General features: G+C 69.0%; 18 protein-coding genes. 8 read left to right on the forward strand and 10 right to left on the reverse strand.

Annotated features, from left to right (window positions below):
* Positions 1-45: 45 nt before the first annotated feature.
* Positions 46-330, forward strand: coding sequence for a hypothetical protein (locus tag OG966_RS02880; protein ID WP_326647730.1), 285 nt, complete (start codon positions 46-48; stop codon positions 328-330).
* A gap of 49 nt (positions 331-379) precedes the next feature.
* On the opposite strand, the gene hemC is transcribed toward OG966_RS02880, so the two are convergent.
* Positions 380-1,315, reverse strand: coding sequence for a hydroxymethylbilane synthase (gene hemC / locus OG966_RS02885; protein ID WP_326647731.1), 936 nt, complete (start codon positions 1,313-1,315; stop codon positions 380-382).
* Between the two features lie 400 nt (positions 1,316-1,715).
* Between hemC and OG966_RS02890 the strand changes: the two genes are divergently transcribed.
* Positions 1,716-3,569, forward strand: a complete 1,854-nt coding sequence (locus OG966_RS02890) for a sulfatase (protein WP_326647732.1) — start codon at positions 1,716-1,718, stop codon at positions 3,567-3,569.
* Positions 3,570-3,664: 95 nt separating this feature from the next.
* Here OG966_RS02890 and OG966_RS02895 read toward each other — a convergent pair whose 3' ends face one another.
* Both OG966_RS02895 and OG966_RS02900 read right to left on the reverse strand, forming a co-directional pair.
* On the reverse strand, positions 3,665-4,687 hold the full coding sequence (locus OG966_RS02895; protein ID WP_326647733.1) for a zinc-dependent alcohol dehydrogenase family protein: 1,023 nt from the start codon (positions 4,685-4,687) through the stop codon (positions 3,665-3,667).
* Positions 4,688-4,813: 126 nt separating this feature from the next.
* Entirely contained in the window at positions 4,814-5,368 is a 555-nt protein-coding gene (locus OG966_RS02900) for a pyridoxamine 5'-phosphate oxidase family protein (RefSeq protein ID WP_326647734.1), read from the reverse strand.
* Positions 5,369-5,503: 135 nt separating this feature from the next.
* Between OG966_RS02900 and OG966_RS02905 the strand changes: the two genes are divergently transcribed.
* Positions 5,504-6,313: an HAD family hydrolase gene (locus OG966_RS02905; RefSeq protein WP_326647735.1), complete on the forward strand. Its 810-nt coding sequence runs from the start codon at positions 5,504-5,506 to the stop codon at positions 6,311-6,313.
* Positions 6,314-6,541: 228 nt separating this feature from the next.
* The gene (locus tag OG966_RS02910; protein ID WP_326647737.1) at positions 6,542-6,925 is read left to right on the forward strand and encodes a hypothetical protein; all 384 of its coding nucleotides are present in this window, start codon (positions 6,542-6,544) and stop codon (positions 6,923-6,925) included.
* Between the two features lie 198 nt (positions 6,926-7,123).
* Here OG966_RS02910 and OG966_RS02915 read toward each other — a convergent pair whose 3' ends face one another.
* The 6 genes from OG966_RS02915 to OG966_RS02940 form a co-directional block, all read right to left on the reverse strand.
* Positions 7,124-7,483 (reverse strand): UBP-type zinc finger domain-containing protein, encoded by a 360-nt coding sequence (locus tag OG966_RS02915; protein ID WP_326647738.1) that lies wholly within the window; start codon positions 7,481-7,483, stop codon positions 7,124-7,126.
* The gene (locus OG966_RS02920; RefSeq protein ID WP_326647740.1) at positions 7,431-8,993 is read right to left on the reverse strand and encodes an ATP-binding protein; all 1,563 of its coding nucleotides are present in this window, start codon (positions 8,991-8,993) and stop codon (positions 7,431-7,433) included. The genes OG966_RS02915 and OG966_RS02920 overlap by 53 nt, the downstream gene beginning before the upstream one ends.
* Positions 8,990-10,648 (reverse strand): FAD-dependent oxidoreductase, encoded by a 1,659-nt coding sequence (locus OG966_RS02925; RefSeq protein WP_326647741.1) that lies wholly within the window; start codon positions 10,646-10,648, stop codon positions 8,990-8,992. Before OG966_RS02925 ends, OG966_RS02920 begins: the two co-directional genes overlap by 4 nt.
* Before the next feature lie 73 nt (positions 10,649-10,721).
* Positions 10,722-11,978: a PP2C family protein-serine/threonine phosphatase gene (locus OG966_RS02930; protein ID WP_406733205.1), complete on the reverse strand. Its 1,257-nt coding sequence runs from the start codon at positions 11,976-11,978 to the stop codon at positions 10,722-10,724.
* A 650-nt stretch (positions 11,979-12,628) separates the two neighbouring features.
* Positions 12,629-12,790, reverse strand: a complete 162-nt coding sequence (locus tag OG966_RS02935) for an acyl-CoA-like ligand-binding transcription factor (protein ID WP_326647742.1) — start codon at positions 12,788-12,790, stop codon at positions 12,629-12,631.
* 178 nt (positions 12,791-12,968) lie between these two features.
* Positions 12,969-13,100 (reverse strand): hypothetical protein, encoded by a 132-nt coding sequence (locus tag OG966_RS02940; protein ID WP_326647743.1) that lies wholly within the window; start codon positions 13,098-13,100, stop codon positions 12,969-12,971.
* Positions 13,101-13,430: 330 nt separating this feature from the next.
* On the opposite strand from OG966_RS02940, the gene OG966_RS02945 reads away from it, so the two are divergent.
* Together OG966_RS02945 and OG966_RS02950 are read left to right on the forward strand one after the other, a co-directional pair.
* A complete protein-coding gene (locus OG966_RS02945; protein ID WP_326655062.1) occupies positions 13,431-14,348 on the forward strand; it encodes a DUF3048 domain-containing protein in 918 nt (305 codons plus the stop codon).
* 140 nt (positions 14,349-14,488) lie between these two features.
* Positions 14,489-15,745, forward strand: a complete 1,257-nt coding sequence (locus tag OG966_RS02950) for a cytochrome P450 family protein (RefSeq protein WP_326647744.1) — start codon at positions 14,489-14,491, stop codon at positions 15,743-15,745.
* An 87-nt stretch (positions 15,746-15,832) separates the two neighbouring features.
* Here OG966_RS02950 and OG966_RS02955 read toward each other — a convergent pair whose 3' ends face one another.
* Positions 15,833-17,161, reverse strand: coding sequence for a cytochrome P450 (locus tag OG966_RS02955; RefSeq protein WP_326647746.1), 1,329 nt, complete (start codon positions 17,159-17,161; stop codon positions 15,833-15,835).
* A 558-nt stretch (positions 17,162-17,719) separates the two neighbouring features.
* On the opposite strand from OG966_RS02955, the gene OG966_RS02960 reads away from it, so the two are divergent.
* Both OG966_RS02960 and OG966_RS02965 read left to right on the forward strand, forming a co-directional pair.
* Positions 17,720-19,084: a cytochrome P450 gene (locus tag OG966_RS02960; RefSeq protein WP_326647748.1), complete on the forward strand. Its 1,365-nt coding sequence runs from the start codon at positions 17,720-17,722 to the stop codon at positions 19,082-19,084.
* A gap of 482 nt (positions 19,085-19,566) precedes the next feature.
* The gene (locus OG966_RS02965) at positions 19,567-19,737 is read left to right on the forward strand and encodes a hydrophobic protein (protein ID WP_326647749.1); all 171 of its coding nucleotides are present in this window, start codon (positions 19,567-19,569) and stop codon (positions 19,735-19,737) included.
* Positions 19,738-20,148 lie beyond the last annotated feature (411 nt).

Genomic DNA, 20,148 nt, shown 5'->3' on the forward strand with positions numbered 1-20,148 from the left:
GAGCGGCAGGCACCCCCGAGCGGGACAGTCGCATCTTTCGAGCCCTTGCTGGACATCCAACTCCAATTGCTGATCCGCTTGCTGGAAGCGGAGCGGGCGCGGAGTGTGCGCCAACTGGGCGGAAGGGGAGCTCAGCTTCTCGCGGAGTTCCCGGAGACAGTGGACCGGAGCCTGGACGAGGTGATCGGCGAGGAGGCACCGGAACACCTGCCACGCTGGATCCACCTGCGCGACGCAACGCCGGCGGGAGCGGAGGGTCCGTTCACCGTACCGGCGTGGCGTGGGCGGCTCGCCGACGTGTCGGGGTGGTCGCTGACGAGGCCCAAGTAATCGATCACCGGTCGCCCTCTACCTCGCTGTTGGCAGCTGAAGAGGATCTTCAGTGGGCGATGCCGTCGATCAGCTCACGTGCGCCCTGGCGCAGCAGGGTGACGGCGACGGAGGTGCCCAGGGTGGCGGGGTCCAGGGGCCCGGCCCATTCGTGGGCGTTGAGGACGGTCTTGCCGTCGGGGGTGAACACGCAGGCCCGCAGGGACAGGTCGCCGTTGCGATGAGCCTTGGCGTAGCCGGCGATGGGGCTGTTGCAGTGGCCCTGGAGGACGTGGAGAAACATACGTTCTGCAGTGGTCTCGCGGTAGGTGTCGGGGTCGCCGAGCGCGCTGACCGTGTCGATGAGGGTGGTGTCGTCCTCGCGGCATTGCAGGGCGAGGACTCCGGCTCCGATCGGCGGGCACATCACCTCGGGCGGGAGGACCTCGGTGATCACGTCGGTGCGGCCGATGCGTTTCAGGCCGGAGACGGCGAGGAGGAGGGCGTCGGCCTCGCCGGCGGCGAGTTTCTCCAGCCGTCGGTTGGCGTTGCCGCGGAACGGCACACACTCCAGGTGGGGATGGGAAGCGGCGAGCTGGGCGATGCGGCGCACCGAGGAGGTGCCGATCCTTGTGCCGGCCGGGAGTTCGTCGAGGGTGAGGCCGTCGGGGTGGATGAGGGCGTCCCGGATGTCGTCGCGCTTGAGGAATGCGGCGAACGTCGTGCCCGCGGGGAGGGGCCGGTCGGCGGGAACGTCCTTGACACAGTGCACCGCGAGGTCCGCCTCGCCGGCGAGAAGGGCGGCATCGACCTCCTTGGTGAACGCCCCCTTCCCCTCGACCAGGGAAAGGTCGCCCATCCACTTGTCGCCGGTGGTCTTGACCGGGACGACTTCGGTCGTGGTGCCGGGGTGCAGCGCGGCCAGTTCGGCGCGGACGCGCTCCACCTGGGCCAGGGCCATGGGCGAGTCGCGGGAGACGATACGGATCAGCTCAGGGGCGGACATGCCACCCACGATAGACCGTCGGATGCGCGCGCCCGCCCCCAGCCCGGACGCCCATCTCAGTGGTGTGGCAAGCGGGTTGGGTTGCTCGGGCAGATGTGCGAGGAAGGCGCCGGCGCGTGGCCGGCGGCCGACGGGCCGGGTGGCCTGCGGCATCAGTTCGTCCGCAACGTACAGTTCGCCCGGGCTCCCGAAGGCCGGTGAGGTCTGCCGGCCCCCCGGCAAGGCCCCGCCTCCGGGCTCATCCCGCCGACGAGTTCATCCTCACCGGGGTTCGCTTCCGCGCGGGGACCCAGGTGATTGAACTGAAACCTCCGGCGAGCCGTACTCATAACGGCGGCCCCGACCTCTCGGGCCTGGTCCGTCGTGCCACCACCGGGCTTCGCACGGAAGGAACTTCGGGTTGTCGCTCTTCACACGCGCTCATCAGCTGCCGAATCCGGACAAGATATCCGCGGAGGAGGGCCCGGCGCCGGACGATACCGCTGTCGGCAGGGACGCCGCCGAGAGCGACGGCACCGGCGGTCGGGAGGATGCCACCACCACAGGTGACGCGACCGGTGACGACCCCGACGAGGCTGTCGCACGTGGCTGGCGGGACAAGCACCCGGCCGCGGCAAGGGCCGTGTCCGTGGTGACCACAGCCCTGGCTGCGGTGTTTGTGCTCTTCGCCCTCCTCGTGCCCAACGAACTCACCCGCCTCACGCCCAGCGCCTTCGCGCGCATCCCGGTGGAGGGGATTTTCGGCGCCGCCGTGCTGCTCGTCCTGCCGCCCAGAGCGAGGCGGGTGGGAGCGGTCCTCGCCGGAGTCGGCCTCGGCCTGGTGACCATCCTGAACTTGCTGGACATGGGGTTCTACTCGGTTCTCGACCGGCCTTTCGACCTGGTGCTCGACTGGATCCTGTTCGACGACGCCGAGGCGTTCCTCAAGGACTCGGTCGGCCCGGCCGGCGCGATCGGCGCGATGATCGGGGTCGTGCTCCTCGTCCTCGCCGTGCTTGTGCTCACGACGCTGGCGGTCGTGAGGCTGAGCCGCCTCATGGTCCGCCACAGTGCCGTGGCAACCCGCACCACCTTCGCACTCGGGACCGCCTGGATCACCTGCGCGGCGCTCGGCGTGCAGATAGCAGCAGGCGTACCGCTCGCTTCCAGGAACACGGCCGACCTGGCCCAGCACCGCGCGCAGGTGCTGCGTGCCGGCATCAAGGACGAGCGGGCGTTCGCCAAGGAGGCCGCGGTCGACAGGTTCAGCGACACCCCGGCCGACCAGCTGCTGACCGGGCTGCGCGGCAAGGACGTGATCTTCGCCTTCATCGAGAGCTACGGCCGCAGCGCGGTCCAGGACCCGGCCATGGCGTCGCAGGTCGGCGCGGTGCTCGCGAACGGGACCAGCCGGCTGCACGCGGCCGGGTTCGCCTCCCGGAGCGCCTTCCTCACCTCGCCGACCTTCGGCGGTGGCAGCTGGCTGGCGCACTCCACCTTCATGTCAGGCCTCTGGATCAAGAACCAGCAGCGCTACCGCAGTGTCACCTCGAGCGACCATCTGACCCTCACCGGCGCTTTCAAGCGCGCCAACGCCTGGCGAACGGTGGGGATCATGCCGGGTGTCACCCGGTCCTGGCCGGAGGGGAAGTTCTACGGTCTCGACAACATCTACGACTCCCACGAGCTCGGCTACAAGGGCCCGAAGTTCAGCTGGGCGCCCGTACCCGACCAGTACAGCCTGTCGGCCTTCGAGCGCCTGGAGCACGGCAAGCCGGGCCCCAAGCCGTTGATGAGCGAGATCATCCTTGTCTCCAGCCACAACCCCTGGGCGCCCATACCCAAGGCGATCGGCTGGGACGAGGTCGGTGACGGCTCGGTCTACAAAGACATCAACAAGGAAGGCAAGGACCCCAAAGAGGTGTGGAAGGACGCCGACCAGGTGCGCACCGAGTACCGGCGTTCCATCGAATACTCGGTGAACAGCCTCATCTCCTACGTCGAGAAGTACGGCAACGACAACACGGTGCTCGTCTTCCTCGGCGACCATCAGCCCGCCCCGATCGTCACCGGCCCGCACGCCAGCCGGGACGTACCCGTCGCGATCGTCGCCCACGACCCGGCCGTGATGGACCGGATATCCGGCTGGGGCTGGCAGGACGGCCTCAAACCCGGCCCGCAGGCCCCGGTCTGGCGGATGGACTCCTTCCGCGACCGCTTCCTGACCGCCTACGGTCCGAAGCCCGGCCCCACCCCGGCGACGCCAACCCCGTAACCGCCGGTCACACCAGGGGCGCGGAGGAGTCGGCGGCGTGTTCGCCCCGGCTCGGTCCGGGTGGCGCCCGTGCGAGCGGGCACCCGGGCAATGGATCAGGACGTGACGAGTACCGCGACCCCGACGATCCGACCTGCCGCCAGATCCCGCAGGGCTTGGTCGGCCCTGCGCATCGGATAGCGCGTGACGCGCACGGTGGGCCGCAGCCGCGCCGCTTCGGCGAGGAAGGCACGGCCGTCCTCGCGGGTGTTGGCGGTGACGCTGCGCACGGTCCGCTCCTGAAAGAGATGCCGGTCGTAGTCGAGCGGCGGTACGGCACTCAGGTAGATCCCGGCGATCGCGAGTGTGCCGCCGCGGTCCAGCGCCTCGAGCGCCACCGGCACAAGCCGACCGGCCGGGGCGAACAAGATCGCGGAATCCAGCGGGCGCGGGGGTGCGCCCTCTCCGGCGGACGCCGCCCCCAGCTCAAGCGCCAGCCGTTGCGCAAGCGGCGACCGAGTGACGACATGGACCTCGGCACCCCGCGCGACGGCGAGCTGGGCGGTCAGATGCGCGGAAGCTCCGAACCCGTAGATACCGAGCCGACCTCCGGGCGGCAGGTCGGCCCGCTGAAGCGCCCGATAGCCGATGATCCCCGCGCACAGCAGTGGCGCGACCTCCTCGTCACCCCACCCTTCCGGCAGGCCGTAGGCAAATCGAGCATCCACGATCATGTAGTCGGCGAAGCCGCCGTGAATGTCCCAGCCGGTGTAGCGGGAGTGGGGACACAGGTTCTCCCGCCCGGTACGGCAGTAGCGGCACCTACCGCAGGTTCCCGCCAGCCAGGCCGCCCCTGCCCGGTCACCGACGCGGAAGTCCTGGACGGCGGGCCCGGCGGCGATCACCTCACCCACGACCTCGTGGCCCGGGGTGCAGCGCGGCCTGCGGGGTGCCAGATCACCCTCGGCCAGATGCAGGTCCGTCCGGCACACCCCGCAAGCGCGCACGCGCAGCAGCAGCTCGCTCGGGCCGGGTGCGGGAGTCTCGCGCTCGACAAACCGCAGCGGGGCGGATGTGATCGGCCCGGGGTGCTCGACCACCCAGGCGGATGTAGTGACTGAACTCGGGGACGCCGTCATCACTCTCCTGCCCGCTCTTGTCTGCCGGGCGGGCGCGCTGCCCGTCGGCGGCGGCCGCCCGCGCCCGCCGCCGGATTCACCTGCCCGGTGGACCGAGGAACGCCGCTGGGGCGAACGGACGCTGTTTCAGGGATATTTCGCAGAACGGGGCTGCTGGGGGACGTCCACTGCCGCATCCGCTGAGCTCTCCTGCTCCCCGGCACGTTCACGCACCAACCGCTCCACAGCAGTTGGGATGGTGGTCTCGAAATCCAGTAGCTTCGCCCACTCGGGGGTGACGGTGATACCAACCATCTGCTGGTAGAGCGACCGCACCTCGGCTTCGAATGCGGGCCACTGTTGGCCCGTGACGTATTTCCTCGCCGCTTCCAGGTACTCGGCGGGGACGCCTTCGACAACTTCGGTGTCAGCCGTGCCGCGGACGAGCAGCACATGCGGTGGCTGCCGGCCGGTCGTGTCGATGGTCAGCGCCACCTTCGGGTCGGCGGCGAGCGCTCGCACCTTGTACGAACCCGGCAGGGTGCAGATGAGGATCTCGGCGCCGGACCAGAGGAAGCCGAGGGGGACGACGCGTGGCCCTCCGTCCAGTCCGGTGCAAGCCATGCGGGCCGGGATGTCCGAGGACATGAGCTGGAGCGCGAGCGGCTTGTTGAGGACCTGTGCGACTTCTCTTCGATCCACTCCGGCCTCCTGCGGGGGCGTTTGGCCTGTCGCCAGAGCACGATACGTCCCGGTGCGGCCGACCGCGCGACGCCGCGCCCGGCACGCCGCACCTCCTACGCCGACGCGCGCCCGGCAGTTCAATAGCATCGGGCAATGAGACCTCCTCGATTGATCGCCACCGATCTCGACGGCACGCTCCTGCGCCGGGGCGGCGTTCTCTCGGACCGCACCCTGCGCGCCCTGCGCAGCGCCGTCGGCGCCGGTGCGGAGATCGTCCTCGTCACCGCCCGGCCGCCCCGCTTCGTCGACATGCTCACCGCCGCGTCCGGTCTGGTCGGAACGGCGGTATGCAGCAACGGTGCCCTCGTCTACGACGTCGCGGTGCGCACCGTCGTCGAACAACGGGCCCTGTCGGTAGCCGCCGCCCGTCAGGTGGCCGCCGTACTCTCAAAAGCCGCCCCCGGACTGGGCTTCGCCGTGGAGACCGGTCATCAGGTCCTGTACGAGCCTGGGTTCGGGCTTCGGTTCCCCGGGGGCGCCGACACCGAGGTGGCAGTGGCGTCCTTGCCGGACCTGTGGCTGACGGATGTTCCCATCACCAAGCTGCTCGCCTGGTCGGCGCAGCTCGACGCGGACTTCCTGCTCGCAGCCGCGGAGGCGGCGGCGGGCGGGGTGGCACAGTTCACCCACTCGGGCGGAGCGGGTCTGCTGGAGATCAGCGCGCCGGGTGTCAGCAAGGCGAGCACTCTCGCCGCCCTGTGCGCCGCGCGCGGAATCGACTCCTCGGAAGTGGTCGCGTTCGGCGACATGCCGAACGACCTGACCATCCTGCAGTGGGCAGGCGTCGGCTATGCGATGGCCAACGCGCATCCTGCCGTGCTCTCCGCGGTGCGGCGGCACACCGCGTCGAACGAGGAGGACGGGGTGGCCGTCATCCTCGAACAGCTCTTCAACAAGGCCTGATCGGGCTCGTTCCGGAGTGGTGGCCGCTGCTTCTGTCCCGGCGAGGGCGGCTTGCATGACGAGCCTGTCCCCCACTAGCGTGACCGGCACGCCTTAATGCGCGAACGCGAGCATTAAGGATTGGGGGGCGACGGGGAACTGCGCATGAGGGCACGGAGGTTGGAGTGCTTCGTGGGCTCGTTCCTCTCCGGCGCCGCCCGGGGTTCTGAATCAACGGGAGGAATTGTGATGCACTTTCGACGAGGGCTGACCCTCACCGCGGCCACGGGGGCCGCGCTGATCTTCGCTGGGACACCCGCCTTCGCTGGATCCAGCATTCAGGTGGAGACAACCAACGGTGCGGGGGCGGCTTCGTTCCACTCGACCGGCGAGACCGTCACTGTTTGCGACTTCGCGCCTGACGGCAAGCGGGTCACCGCCTACATCTCAGCCTTTGAGCCGTCGGTGGACTGGACGGACAGCGTCTCGAACGCCAAGGGCTCCGGGGGCGGCTGCGTAAGCAGGGACTTCAACATTGCCGAGGGCAGCCGAGTGCTGCTGCGGGTGTGCCTGCAGGACGGTAGCGGCGGCCCCCTCTCGAACTGCAGCAGCCGAAAAGAGGGTAGGGCCTGAGAAGTTCCGCTCGAGAGCTCATTCCGGCGGGAATGAGCTCTCGAGTCGGGAGTCGGCAGGGCTCGACCGCCCGGGTCTCGTCCATGTGGATCACCGCGTCGACGTCGAGCGAGTTCAGCCGCCGGGGTGCAGGGCGGTGCGCAGCATGGTCATTGGCCGTTCCTGCCGCGAACTCCGCGGCAGCCTGTTCCAGTTGCTTCAGTGCAGCTGCTGCTCCCAGTCGGCGGGCACCGCACCCCGAGGTCCCGGCGTCGGCTGTGTCAGCGGATGCGAGGTGGGGGCAGCCAACTCCGACCCCTCGTAGTACTCCTGTGTGTCCACGTTCCAGAACCAGTCCTCCCCCGGCTCGAAGCTGGTGAGGAACGGGTGCCCCGCCTGCTTGGCGTGTTTCGTTCCATGCTGGGAGGGCGATGAGTCACAGCAGCCGATGTGTCCGCATGCGGCGCAGCGGCGCAGGTGCATCCACCAGCCCGGCCCGTCACCGGCCAGGCATTCGACGCACCCCTCACCGCTCGGCACGGCTGCGAGGTCGATTCCTGGAATCTGGTCCCGTGCCATGTTGTCTCTCCTCACTTCTCTGGGGGGCAGGTGCAGTTCGGGAGTTCTCGACAGCGGCGGGCGGCGGTTCCTCCTCGTCCGAGGGCAGTGTGATCGGCAGACAGACGCGGAATCTCGTATCGCCCGGCTGCGACTCCACCCTGATGTCGCCGTGGTGCTTGTTGACGACGATGCGGTAGGAGATGTCCAGGCCCAGACCGGTGCCCTCGCCGACCGGCTTCGTCGTGAAGAAGGGCTCGAAGATCCGCGGGCGGATGTCCGCCGGAATTCCGGAGCCGGTGTCGCGGACTTCGACGAAGACGTGGTCGCCGTCGCGCCAGGTGGCGATCGTGAGTGTGCCACTGCCGTTCATCGCGCCGAGCGCGTTGTCGATCAGGTTCGTCCAGACCTGGTTGAGCTCCGCGCCGTACGCCGGGACGGGCGGCAGGTCGGGGTCGTATTCCTTCACCACCCGCACGCCCGATGGGATTTTGGCCTGCAGCATCACCACGGTGGCGTCGAGGAGTTCGTGGACGTCGACGGGCTGCTGAGCGGCACGGTCGAGCTGGGAGTACTGGCGTGCCGCATCCACCAGACCTGAGATGCGGTTGACGGACTCCTCGATCTCTCCCATCAAGAGCTCGGTGTCGATGGTGTAGGTCAGCCATCCCACTGCGGCCTGACGGTTCTCGTCGCCCAGGCTGTCGGTCGCCTCGGACAGCCAGGAGGCGTCGATGCCGCCGGCGACCAGGGTGGGGGCGATGTCCCAGGGCCTGCCGACGTCGTGGTCCTCCAGCCAGTCGGTGACTTCGTCCTCGGCGTCGGAGGCCTCTATCGCCGACAGCTTGGGGGCGTTGATGGCGCGCTGAACGGCCGCGTCCTGCATCGCGACCAGGTGGTGCAGACGCGTGCCGTCCACACGGCCGTCGGCGATGAGGGCGAGCTTGTGGCGCATTTTGGTGACCCGGTCGCGCAGGGAGTCGGTGGCGCGTACGGCTGCCGCCGCGGGGTTGTTGAGCTCGTGGGTGAGTCCGGCGGTGAGCGAGCCGAGGGCTTCCAGGCGTTCACGTTCGCCGATGATGGTGTTGCTGGCACGGCTGCCGAAGAAGAGGCCTTCGAGCAGATGCAGGGCCATGGGGAACCAGGTGCGTACCGCGTGGGCGAACTCTTCGGCCGACAGGACGAAGAGTTCGACGTCGGTGATGGCTCTGAGCGTGTTGGGGTAGACCTGGTCCACCCGGTCCCCGAGGTAGGCCTGAGTGGCTCCCGCGTAGACACCCTTCTGGTCGGTGCGGCCGAGCTCGATGTCGTCGCCGTGAAGGTGCCGGACGACGGCGACCGTGCCGCTGAGAAGAACGAAGAAGCAGGTGGCGACCTCGCCCTGGGAGTAGACGGGCGCTCCGCCCGGCCGCAGCTCGACCTGGCCGCGCTCGGCGAGCCAGTCCAGTTGCCTGTCGTCGAGGGCTTCGAAGAGGAACAGGGTCCGCAGTTCGGCCGGGCTGAGCCCGGCGCGGGGACTCGGGGCATTCATTGCGCCTCCAGGTAGCGGTGCACCAGAGAGACGGCCATGGCGCCTTCCCCCACCGCGGATGCGACCCGCTTGACCGACTCGGCCCGTACGTCGCCGGCGGCGAAGACACCGGGCACGCTGGTCTCCAGGTGGTACGGATGGCGTGACAGCGGCCATCCCGCGGGGCGCGCTCCCCCGGACAGCAGGTCGGGACCGGTCAGCACGAAACCCCGCTCGTCACAGGACACGACGCCGTCCAGCCATTGCGTGGGTGGCTCGGCGCCGATGAAGACGAAGAGCCATGAGGCATCGGTAGTGGTGACGGCACCTGTGCGGTTGTCCCGCAGCATCAGCCGCTGCAGATGCATCTCGCCCTCGCCGCCCGCGACTTCGGTGTGCGCGTGAACCTCGATACTGGCGATGCCGTCGATCTGCTCTATCAGGTAGTGCGACATCGCCCGGGTCAGGTCGGCCCCCCGCACGAGGAGATGGACGCGGTCGGCGTAACGGGAGAAGTAGACGGCGGCCTGGCCTGCGGAGTTGGCACCGCCGACGATGTACACGTCCTGCCCTGTGCAGCTGGCTGCTTCGAAGGACGCCGAGCCGTAGAAGACGCCCGCTCCGCTGAACTCGTCAAGGCCCGGCGCCTCCAGCCGCCGGTAGGACACCCCAGTGGCCAGGACGACGGTATGCGCCCCTATCGAGGTCCCGTCACTGAAGTGCAGCACCCGGCCTGCCCCTGCCACCTCGAGCGACACCACTTCGCGCGCACTGAGGATCTCGGCACCGAAGCGGGTGGCCTGCCTACGTGCCCGGTCCGTCAGCTGCGCCCCTGACACTCCGTCGGGGAAACCCAGATAGTTCTCGATACGGCTGCTCTGGCCGGCCTGCCCCCCGGTCGCCCTCCGCTCCACCAGCACCGTGCGCAGCCCCTCGGAGGCCGCGTAAACGGCGGCGCCGAGCCCGGCGGGCCCAGCGCCGATGACGACAACGTCGTAGAAGTCGGCTGCCGGCGTGGTGCTCAGCCCCACCTGGGCGGCCAGCTCGGTCTCGCTCGGCGCCTGCAGGGTTTTGCCGTCGGACGTGATCACCAGCGGCACGTCGTCGGCGCTGAGCCCGGCCGCATCGAGGAGCCGTCTGCCTTCGGGGTCATCCGCGGCGATCCAGCTGTAGGGGACAAGATTGCGGGCAAGGAATTCCCGCACCGCGAAGGACGGCGCCGACCAGCGGTGGCCGACGATCCGTGTCTCCCCCGCCTCCGGGCCGGGCGCACTCGCCCACACTTCCAGCAGCGCGTCCAGCACCGGATAGAGATTCTCCTCCGGCGGACTCCACGGCTTGAGCAGGTAGTGATCGAGATCGACGATGTTGATGGCATCAATGGCCGCGCCCGTGTCGGCGTACGCCGTCAGAAGCACCCGTCTGGCCAGCGGGAAGAGATCCATGGCCGCTTCCAGGAACTGCACCCCGTTCATCGTCGGCATGCGGTAGTCGGCGATCATCACGGCGAGCGGCTCGCCTCGCAGTTTGACCTCCCGCAAAGCCTCCAATGCCTCTGCACCCGAAGGCGCGCGGAGCACGCGGTACTGCTCGCCGTACCTGCGCCGGAGGTCGCGGGCGATGGCGCGGGACACTCCCGGATCGTCGTCGACGGTCAGGATGGTCGGCTTCGCCATGCCCACCATCATGCGCCGCACCGATATCGAACGCGATGGGAAAACCGACGTCCCCGGGGTGCGGCGGCTGGAATCACAGGCGGACGATGACGAGAGCGATGTCGTCGCGGGCGCCGCCACTCACGTCGAGACGGGTCAGTACGGCGTCAGCGAGGCGTTCCGCTCCGAGTCGCCGGTGGTGGGTCAGGGCATCGGTGAGGCGGGCGAGGCCGATGTCGATGTCTTCATAACGGCGTTCGATGAGTCCGTCGGTGTAAAGGGCAAGGGTGGCGCCGGGCAGGTAGGCACGGCTGCTCTGGGGGCGGGGAGCGTGCGCGGGGCGGGCGCCCAGCGGCGGGTCGGTGGCCTGGTCCAGGAGCTCGCAGGAACCGTCGGGGTGCAGCAGGACGGGCGGTGGATGGCCGGCGCTGCTGTAGGTGACCAGGCGGCGATTGCTGTCGATCAGTACCTGGGTGGCGGTGGCGGCCAGCGCCCCGTCGACGGAACGGGCGTAGAGGCCCAGCACTTCCAGTGCTTTGGCCGGGCCGTCGACAGCGCGGGCGGCTGCGCTCAACGCACTGCGGAGCATTCCCATGACGGTGGCGGCCTGCAGCCCGTGGCCCACGACATCACCGACCGCTACGGCGAATCGGTCGTCGGGAAGGTCGACGATGTCGTACCAGTCGCCGCACACGTTCAATGATCCGATGGCAGGCAGATAGCGCACCGCAATGCCCGGGTGCTTGCTCAGATCGGGTACATGGAGCATGGCCTCCTGCAGAGCGAGCGCGACGTGGCGTTCACGGGCGTGTGCATGGCGCAGCTCTTCGTTCAGTCGCTGCAACTCGAGTGCCCGCGCGTAGAGCTCGGCCTCCATCCCCTCCTCCCGCACGGTGCGGGTGGTGCCAGGGCGACGGGCGCGGATGAAGGCGGTCACGTCCTCGACCCGGTGAATGACCCATGCCACGCTGCCGTCCGCATTCAGGACCGGGGTGTTGATCGTGGACCACCACCGCTCCTCGAACCGACCGGGGCTGTTGGTGAGCGGGATGTCGTACCTCTGCAGGGCCATCGAGTCGGCCTCACGGGTGATCAGGACGCGGTGAAGCGACGACTGGAGATTCTGCACCCCATCTGCCTCGAGGTCATCGGGGTTGTCGGGAAAGGCGTCGAAGACGTACTGCCCGATCAGTTGTTTTCTGGTGCGGAGCGTTGCCAGAAGGTACGCGTGGTTGACATCGACGATGACGAAATTTGTGTCGAGCACCAGATAAGGGCTGGGTGTGGCGGCGAACAGCGCTGCGTAGTCGAGAGTCATGCCATCACGCGCCTGCCCGTTCCTGCGGTCCATGGCCCTGCCCCCTGATCAATCTACGAGGCTTCCAGCACTCGCGCGCGGCACCGGCAGCCGTTCGTCGCCGCTCGGCCCACTTCCCGGACGCCTCTCCTTGCTCATCAGTGCGAGATTCCACCAGTCCATGGCAGACGGCATCTCGAGGGGCGGGCGGCCGGTACTGACGACGAACCGGTGTCGCTCCGGCGCCTCCGGCCTGGGGTGACCAGGTCGCCGTCCCCGCCCCAGTCGCAGCCCTCCTCGTCCCATTCGCCGAGCGCCAGGCTGCCGCCGGAGGCGAGCGCCCTCGCCGCCGCGGCGAGGGTGGCGGTGCGGGCGGGGCCGGGCCGCCATACGGCGTTGTCGGCGACCAGAAGCTCCAGGCCGCGGGCACTGGCCCGGACACTGGCGATAGCCCGGGGAGTGATGTGGGTGCCGGTGACGCGGCGGCCGCGCTCGGCGAGTGTGCCAGGGCGTTGCCGCCCGCGCCGCAGCCCAGGTCCAGGACCTTCCCGGAGGTGAGGGTGCCGACGGGGGCGAACAGCAGCGGGTCGGGGGCGGTGGTGTCGCTTCCGTCGCCGCGGTAGACGTCGTCCGGGTCGAACTCGGGCCGCACTGGAGTCGCTCGGGGTCGAGCCTGATCTCGTCGATGTCGCGGCTCACCCATCTCATTTACCGGGCGGCACCGGCAGGCCGGCAGCGACTTCCGCGATAGCGCGCTGCAGCAGCGCGGAGTACGACGCGCTCTCCTGGTTGTCGAGCCAGAACTGGAGCGCAGCGCGGATCGCGGCGACGGTCGCGCAGGCTGCAAGCCGGGGGGAAGAGGTCACTCTGGGGGTCAGTGCCGGTCCGATCCGCGATATCCAGGGCCAGGTCGCGTTCGAGCGAGGCATTGGCCCTGAGGTACACCCGCCTCCAGCGACGGAGTGCACATGATGAGCCCAACCCACTGCCGCCACTGGTGCGTTTCACTCGCCGTCGGCACCAGAGCGAGGGCCGCCTCGCCGATCACGTCCCACAGGCGTTCTTCGGCGGCATGGCGCGCGATTGGGCGAGCCTCAGAGCCGTCTCGCTCAGAGCCGCCCGCGTGGCCGTCTTCTTGCGCTCCCTGAGGCCGGGCACCTCCGGCTCACTCGGCATACGACCACGCTAGAACCATCTTGCCGACCCCGCAATTTTGCCGACCCCGCACGAGTTCGCGGGCGTCGCTCCTCGCAGCGTTCCCTGAAGGACGCCTGCACAACCCGCACGGGAAGCCGTGGCACCCGCCCGCCCCTCGTCCGCTCCCCGACTGCAGGGTGGTGAGGCAGGCGGTTCCGCCCCGATCCGAGACGTTCGGCTCCACCTCCCCGCTCCCGGCCGCCGGAGAATGGACACATGCGGAACAGATCGCGCTGTGGTCAGTCCACGGCCGCCCGAAAGCGTGCCGGGCGGCGGACGCAGAACAGATCAGCAGTGGCCACGCTCGCGATGCTGGTGGCCACGCTCGCCCTCGCGGCGTCGGGCTGCCACGGCGGCTCCGGCTCGAAGTCGCCGGACCGTCCTGGCACGCCCACCGGCGAGCCCGTACCGGGCTCGCACATACTCGCGGTGAAGGTCGACAACGTCGGCCCGGCCCGCCCCCAGACCGGGCTCGACAAGGCGGACATCGTCTACGTCGAGCAGGTCGAGTCGGGGCTCAGCCGAATACTCGCCGTCTACTCCTCCCAGGTGCCGCCCATCGTCGGCCCGGTGCGCAGCGCTCGTGAAACCGATCTGGAGTTGCTCCGGCAGTTCGACCGGCCGACCCTCGCCTTCTCCGGGGCACAGAGCAAGCTGCTTCCGCTCATCGAGGCAGCTCCCCTGAACGCACTTCCGCCCGCCGAGGCACCGGCCGCGTACTTCCGCAGCCGGGACCGAGCCGCCCCGCACAACCTCTATCTGCGGCCCGAGCGCGCCCTGCGCGACACCCCTGGTGTGAACGCCGCCGGATACGCCGGCCTCAGCTTCGGCCCCGCGCCCCCGGGCGGGAAGCCGACCGCCACGTATACCGTCCGCTATCCAGCCGCACGCTTCGGCTTCACCTGGTCGGCAGGCCGGCACCAGTGGCTCCTGGCCATGGACGGGACCCCTTCCCGGACAGCGTCAGGGGAGCAACTGGGTGCGGCCACGGTCATATTGCAGTACGTGACGGTACGACCGTCGAGCTTCCACGACAGGTGGGGCAACAACTCCCCGTACACCGAGACCGTGGGCTCCGGCGCCGCGCTCGTCCTGCGCAACGGCGCAGCGTACGAGGCCGACTGGGAGCGGGACACAGCCGATTCCGGGACCGCGTTCACCACGCCGGACGGCGAGCCCATGCCGTTCGCCCCAGGACAGATCTGGATCGTGTACGAGGCTCGCTGACACTGTGGGCGCAGACCCCTCTGAGCCGGCCACCCGGGGCGGGAAGCAGTTCGGCACAGCTGGTTGGCAGACTCTCGTTCGAAGATCGCCTCGCCCGTCGCGGACGGCCCGCGCCTGCCCGCCCACACGTTGGAGTGTCCATGGGACTGACCCAGTGCCCGCTCTTCTCGCTCGACCCGGATGCCGACCCCGCCGAAGAGGCGAGACAGCTCCACGCGCAAGGCTCTCTGGTCCCGGTGGAGCTGCCGGGGGGTGTAGCAGCCTGGGCAGCCACCGACCTGGCCACCGCGCAGCGGGTCTTTGGTGACGAACGGCTGACCAAGGACCCCGCGCACTGGCCTGCGCTGGCGGACGGTCGGATACCCGACGACTGGGAACTGATCGCCCTCGTGCGCGGAGCCGGGATGGTTCACTCAGGCCGTGACGATCACCGCCGACTGCGCCAACTGGTGAGCGCTGCCTTCACCCGTGCGCCGGTCGAAGCGCTTCGTCCCCGTATCGCAGAGATTGCCGACGAACTCCTGGACTCGCTGGGCACCGTGGGTCCGGGCGAGCCGGTCGACCTGCGCGAGCACTTCGCCTACCCGCTTCCGGTACGCGTCATTTGCGAGGTCCTCGGGGTGCCCAACACCGCTATCACCGAACTGCGCCATCGCTTCGACCGCCTGGTGACACCTCAGGTTGCGCCCTCCGGCGAGGCCGATATCCGCGTCGCCGTCGCGGACATACACCGCTCCCTCACAGCTCTGATCGAGATCAAACGCGAAGATCCCGGGGACGATCTCACCACGGCACTGATTCAGGCACGCGACGACGGCGACCGGCTCACCGACCAGGAGCTGGTCGAGACCCTCTTCCTGATCCTCATCGCGGGACACGAGACGACGATCAACTCGATCACCAACACGGCGTACGCACTGCTGCAGAACCCGAAGATGCTGGCCGCACTCCGTGATACCGACGCTGAAGCCCCCACGTGGGTCGATGCGGTCGAGGAGGGGCTTCGCTTCTTCTCCCCCATCCGGCACGCCCTCATGAGGTATGCCACCCAGGGCACCGACATCGCCGGGGTCCGGGTGGCCAAAGGGGATCCCGTCATCGCCAGCCTGGTCGCCGTAGGCCGAGACCCACGTCGGCACGAAAATCCCGACGACTTCGACGTCACCCGCCCCACCCGCCGCGACCACGTCGCGTTCGGCCACGGCGCGCACTACTGCCTGGGTGCTCGCCTGGCCAAGCTCGAGACCGAGATCGCCCTGCGCGCCCTGTTCACCCGCTATCCCGGTCTCACTCTTGCCGCCGAGCCCGAGCGTCTCGCCTCCATCCCCCTCCAGGGCTTGCGGGCCCTGCGCGCCTATCTCCATGCCGGCGAACAGCCGCCGCCGGCTGCGCAGTAGGCCAGGTACAGAGAAGGTCACCGCCGTCCCGGTAGGGCAGGCGGGGGCCGGACGGCGACGCCGTCCGGCCCCCGCCTGCCGCGGGCGCTAGCCCTTACGCCGCAGGACCCTTCGCAGGACGCTCTGCCACCAGGTCTCGCGGGCGCCGACGCCACTGACGGAAGCCGGTGAGGGTGCCGGGAGCCGCGCAGCCGGAAGCGGTTGCCCCCCGGCGGCCGCCTGCGCGCTGTCAACGGCCGCTGCGCCGCCGACTGCTGTCCTCTTGAAGAAAACGGGAAGGTTGTCGAGGCGTTGGGAGATCAAGGAGCTGGTCACGTGCAGCTCACCCTCGAGCACGGCGAGCTGTACGTCGGGTATCCGCGCGAGCAGTGTGTCGATGCCTGTGTCCGCGATGGCCCGTCCGATGTCCATCCCGGGGCACTCGTGCGGTCCTCCGCTGAAGGCGAGGTGCGAGCGATTGCCGTGTACCGGCGCGGTCAGATCGGGCCGGATCTCGGGGTCGGTGTTACCGGCCGCCAAACCAAGCATGACCATGTCGCCGGCCCTGATCTGCTGTCCTCCGAGCATCGTGTCGCCCGTCGACCAACGGGTCGGCACCACCGCGAGCGGTGGTGCGTCCCACATCACCTGCTCCAGTGCGTCCGGCAGAGTCATCTGGCCGCCGGACAGACTCCCGCGGAAGCGGCGATCGGTCAGCACCATCCGCAGCGTGTTCGCGATCAGGTTCGTTGTGTTCTCGTGCGCGGCGACGATCGCGTGCCGCAGATGTTCCAAGACCTCGTCGTCAGTGAGATGCGACTCGTGACCGAGCAGCCAACTGGCGAAGTCCTCACCGGGCTTGTCCTTCTTGCTCTTTACCAGGTCCGACATGGTGTCCACCACGAACTGGTTGCTCTGGAGGGCCGTCGGGGTGCCCTTGACCATGTCGCGCACAGCCTGGCCGAGCGGAAGCGCGTAGCTCTCGGCAATGCCGAACTGCCGGGCCAGGACCAGAATCGGAAGCTTCTCGGCGAAGTCGGCCACCAAGTCCGCGTGGCCTGTTGCCGCGAAGCCGTCGATGAGCTGGTTCGTGAACCGGACGACGTAGCGGCGGACTCCGTGGCGGTTGAAGTTCCCGAGGCTCTCGGTGATCGCGCTGCGCAGCCGCGCGTGCTCCGCGCCATCGGCGAATGCCACCAGCGGCTGCCATGCGGTAATCGGGAGCAGCGGGGAGTCCGCGGGCAGTTGGACATTCCAATGACGGGAGTCACAGGAGAACAGGCTGGACTGGCGCATCACATCCAGATTCTCCCGGTGTCCCAGGACCAACCAGGCCTGCACGTCGCCGGGGAGCAGGACCGGCGCCACCTGGCCGTGTTGCCGACGGAGCTTCTCATACAGCTCGTGCGGCGAGCCCTCGGCCTCGGGCCCGTACATCCGCTGCAACCCGCCGGGCGCCTGAGCATGCGCGGGGCACCCCGGAGGCGGCGCGGGCACGGACGAGGTTCTGGGGTCTGAGTTCGAGGTTGTCACGAGGCCTCCGAGAAGCAACGGCGTAGTAGTAAGAACGGCGATGGAGTCAGCCCGCTGTTCCCCGTCGACTTCGAGATCATCAGCAGTGCCTTTGGGTCAGAGGACCGACGTGCGGGTGGGCTTTCTTCGCGCGCCATCAGCTCTCTCCGGGGGTGCACAACGAAGGTTCGGGAGTCGCCACACGCTGTGCCAGGTGTTACCTCGCACAGGCAGTGAGGTAGCAGGAGCGCCCGCAGCATATCCATGGCCCACTCGGGTCAGGCAGCCAGGTCCGCGGTGAACTCTCCGGCGCACGACCCAACTTGGCGCCACGTCCCCTCTCCGGGTCGATTGCTCCGGCCGGACGGTGCGGACTCGCGCTGCTGGAGTCCTAGTGGTGAGATCTCCCTCAGCACGAGACCGCACGGCGCGCGCAGAGCACTGCCCAGTGCAACGCACTGCCTAGAGCAAAGGACTTCCCCGGTGTCAGTTGGATTGCAGACGGCCGAACCGCGAACGGTGCCGCGCGCCCCCGGAGCGGTGCCGCTTCTCGGGCACGCCCTGAAGCTGTGGCGCGACCCCCTCGGATTCCTGAAGTCGCTACGGGAGCAGGGCGACATAGTCCGCGTCGACCTTGGAACCATGCCCATGTACGTCGTCACCTCGGCGAAGCTCGTCCACGAGGTGACCGTGACCCACGCGCGCAGCTTCGAGAAGGGTCGCTTCTTCGACCGGCTGCGGCCGCTCGCCGGCAACGGCCTGGCCAACGCCGACGGAGAGCTCCACCGCAAGCACCGGCGCATGGTCCAGCCGATGTTCTCCAAGGAGCGCATCGCGGGCTACTCCGAGATCATGAGCCGCAATGCACGCGCCCTGGCCGACTCCTGGCAACCGGGGCAGGTGATCGAGCTGGAGCAGGCGATGGCGGGGTACGCCATCGAGACGCTGGCGGCGACGATGTTCTCCACGGATATCGGACTGCCCGCGGTGGAAGCCGTACGCAAGAACCTGCCCGTCCTGCTGAAGAACCTGCTGATACGGGCGGCGTCCCCCAAGCTCCTGGACCGCCTGCCGATCCGCGCCAACCGCGACTTCGACGCCGCGGCGGCGAACCTCCGCGAAGTCATCGACCTCGTCGTCAAGACGGCCCGCAGCTCCAAGGCCGACGACCCGGCCGACCTGTTGTCCCTGCTGCTCGCGGCCCAGGACGCGGAGAGCGGAGAGGCACTCTCCGACACGGAGGTCAGGGACGAGCTCAGCACCATCCTCTTCGCCGGTGCCGAGACCACCGCGGCAATGCTCGCCTGGACATTCCACGAGCTGGCGGCCCATCCCGAGGTGGAGGAGCAGCTGGTGGCGGAGATCCGGGAGGTCGTCGTCGACCGTCCGGTCACCATCGAGGACATACCCCGGCTGGAGGGGATTCGGCGGGTGCTGGACGAGGTGATCAGACTGCACGGCGTCACCCTGTTGATGCGCCGCACGACGGCACCCGTGGAACTCGGCGGCATCACGTTCCCCGTCGGTACCGAGGTCGCGTTCAGCCTCTACGCCATCCACCGTGATCCGGGTCTCTACGCGAAAGCCGACAGTTTCGATCCCCACCGGTGGCTGCCGGAACGACAGGCGGCGGCCGGGCTCGGGCGCGAAGCCTACATCCCGTTCGGGGCGGGCAACCGGAAGTGCATCGGCGACACGTTCGTCTGGACAGAGGCGACCATCGCCATCGCCACGATTCTCGCCCGCTGGCAACTCGTGCCCGCGCCCGGACACACACCCAAGGAAGTGGCCTCGGCGGTGGCCCATGCCGACCGCATCCCCATGACGGTCCACCCCCGCCGCCTCTGAATCCGCTGCCGAGAACGCTTCGGCCCTGTCGCGGGCAGCTGAGCCTCGCGCCGGCAAGCCGGGCCCGGGGCCGGTCCTGCCGGCCGTGAGCACGGCTCGCGACTCCTCGCTTGCCGCGACTTGTTACTCGCCGGGGCGCCGGCCCCGACGCAGGGCCGAGGTCGCGCTCGAGGCCGCGACGGTGCACGTCACGAACTGGCGTTTCGGCGCGCCTTCCGCTGGTCTCCCCTGCCGCGAGAGCTGGAAGCTGTCGGCGGTGCCCGGCGTGCGGTCACCGGTACCCGTGGGGGTCGTCAATCGGGCTCGGGCGGCCGAAGAGAAGGTCGGCCCGGGGTCGGAGTCCGAGTCACACGGCGCTTGTCGCAACGCGTCACCCGATCGGAGCCGTACCGGATTCCCAAGGAAGTCACTCCGAAACACATGCGTTTCTATTGCATGGACGGCTATTGGCCGGGCACTCGAAGCCCCGGAGGTTGATAATCATGGTTCCACTGCTTGTCGTTCTACTGCTCGCCCTGCTTCTCTTCGGCGCCGGATTTGCGCTGAAGGCCTTGTGGATCGTCGCCGTGGTCGTGCTCGCCGTATGGCTGCTCGGCTTCGTGATGCGCTCTGCCGGGGCCGGAGGCCGACGCGGACGCTGGTACCGCTGGTAGAAGCACCTGCATCGGCAACGCGGGGTGGCTCCGGACGTTCATGTCCGGAGCCACCCCGCATTTCGTGTCGTTCATGGCCGCAGCTGCGGAATGCCTGGATGGTGGGAGGGCAGGAGATCGGCACGTCCGGGAAGTCCGTCTGTCACGCGCAGGGAACCGCGCCTCCAAACAGCCGACTTCCCTGTTGCTTTTGTACGCGGTCAACGCATGGATTCCCACTCGTCGGCAGGAATGCCCGGGGTCGGGCCCGTGCCCGCTTTGACGGGAGCTCGGCCGGCGGGGACGGGAGGGACGCCCGACGCCGGTGGCACGCGGCGGAACTGCCGGTTCCGTACCGACCGGCCTGCCGTCCCCGTCGCGACGCTGATACTGCTGTGCGGCCGCCGCCCTTCACCCCGGCTGCCGAGTGGG

It is taken from the genome of Streptomyces sp. NBC_01750, assembly GCF_035918095.1.
Taxonomy (GTDB): Bacteria; Actinomycetota; Actinomycetes; order Streptomycetales; family Streptomycetaceae; genus Streptomyces.

What these genes read in the sequence shown, in the direction of transcription:
- hemC (WP_326647731.1), bottom strand. Translation starts at nt 1,315, where the DNA reads ATGTCCGCCCCTGAGCTGATCCGTATCGTCTCCCGCGACTCGCCCATG.
- OG966_RS02895 (WP_326647733.1), bottom strand. Translation starts at nt 4,687, where the DNA reads ATGACGGCGTCCCCGAGTTCAGTCACTACATCCGCCTGGGTGGTCGAG.
- OG966_RS02905 (WP_326647735.1), top strand. Translation starts at nt 5,504, where the DNA reads ATGAGACCTCCTCGATTGATCGCCACCGATCTCGACGGCACGCTCCTG.
- OG966_RS02910 (WP_326647737.1), top strand. Translation starts at nt 6,542, where the DNA reads ATGCACTTTCGACGAGGGCTGACCCTCACCGCGGCCACGGGGGCCGCG.
- OG966_RS02915 (WP_326647738.1), bottom strand. Translation starts at nt 7,483, where the DNA reads ATGGCACGGGACCAGATTCCAGGAATCGACCTCGCAGCCGTGCCGAGC.
- OG966_RS02920 (WP_326647740.1), bottom strand. Translation starts at nt 8,993, where the DNA reads ATGAATGCCCCGAGTCCCCGCGCCGGGCTCAGCCCGGCCGAACTGCGG.
- OG966_RS02925 (WP_326647741.1), bottom strand. Translation starts at nt 10,648, where the DNA reads ATGGCGAAGCCGACCATCCTGACCGTCGACGACGATCCGGGAGTGTCC.
- OG966_RS02930 (WP_406733205.1), bottom strand. Translation starts at nt 11,978, where the DNA reads ATGGACCGCAGGAACGGGCAGGCGCGTGATGGCATGACTCTCGACTAC.
- OG966_RS02940 (WP_326647743.1), bottom strand. Translation starts at nt 13,100, where the DNA reads ATGCCGAGTGAGCCGGAGGTGCCCGGCCTCAGGGAGCGCAAGAAGACG.
- OG966_RS02945 (WP_326655062.1), top strand. Translation starts at nt 13,431, where the DNA reads ATGCTGGTGGCCACGCTCGCCCTCGCGGCGTCGGGCTGCCACGGCGGC.
- OG966_RS02950 (WP_326647744.1), top strand. Translation starts at nt 14,489, where the DNA reads ATGGGACTGACCCAGTGCCCGCTCTTCTCGCTCGACCCGGATGCCGAC.
- OG966_RS02955 (WP_326647746.1), bottom strand. Translation starts at nt 17,161, where the DNA reads ATGTACGGGCCCGAGGCCGAGGGCTCGCCGCACGAGCTGTATGAGAAG.
- OG966_RS02965 (WP_326647749.1), top strand. Translation starts at nt 19,567, where the DNA reads ATGGTTCCACTGCTTGTCGTTCTACTGCTCGCCCTGCTTCTCTTCGGC.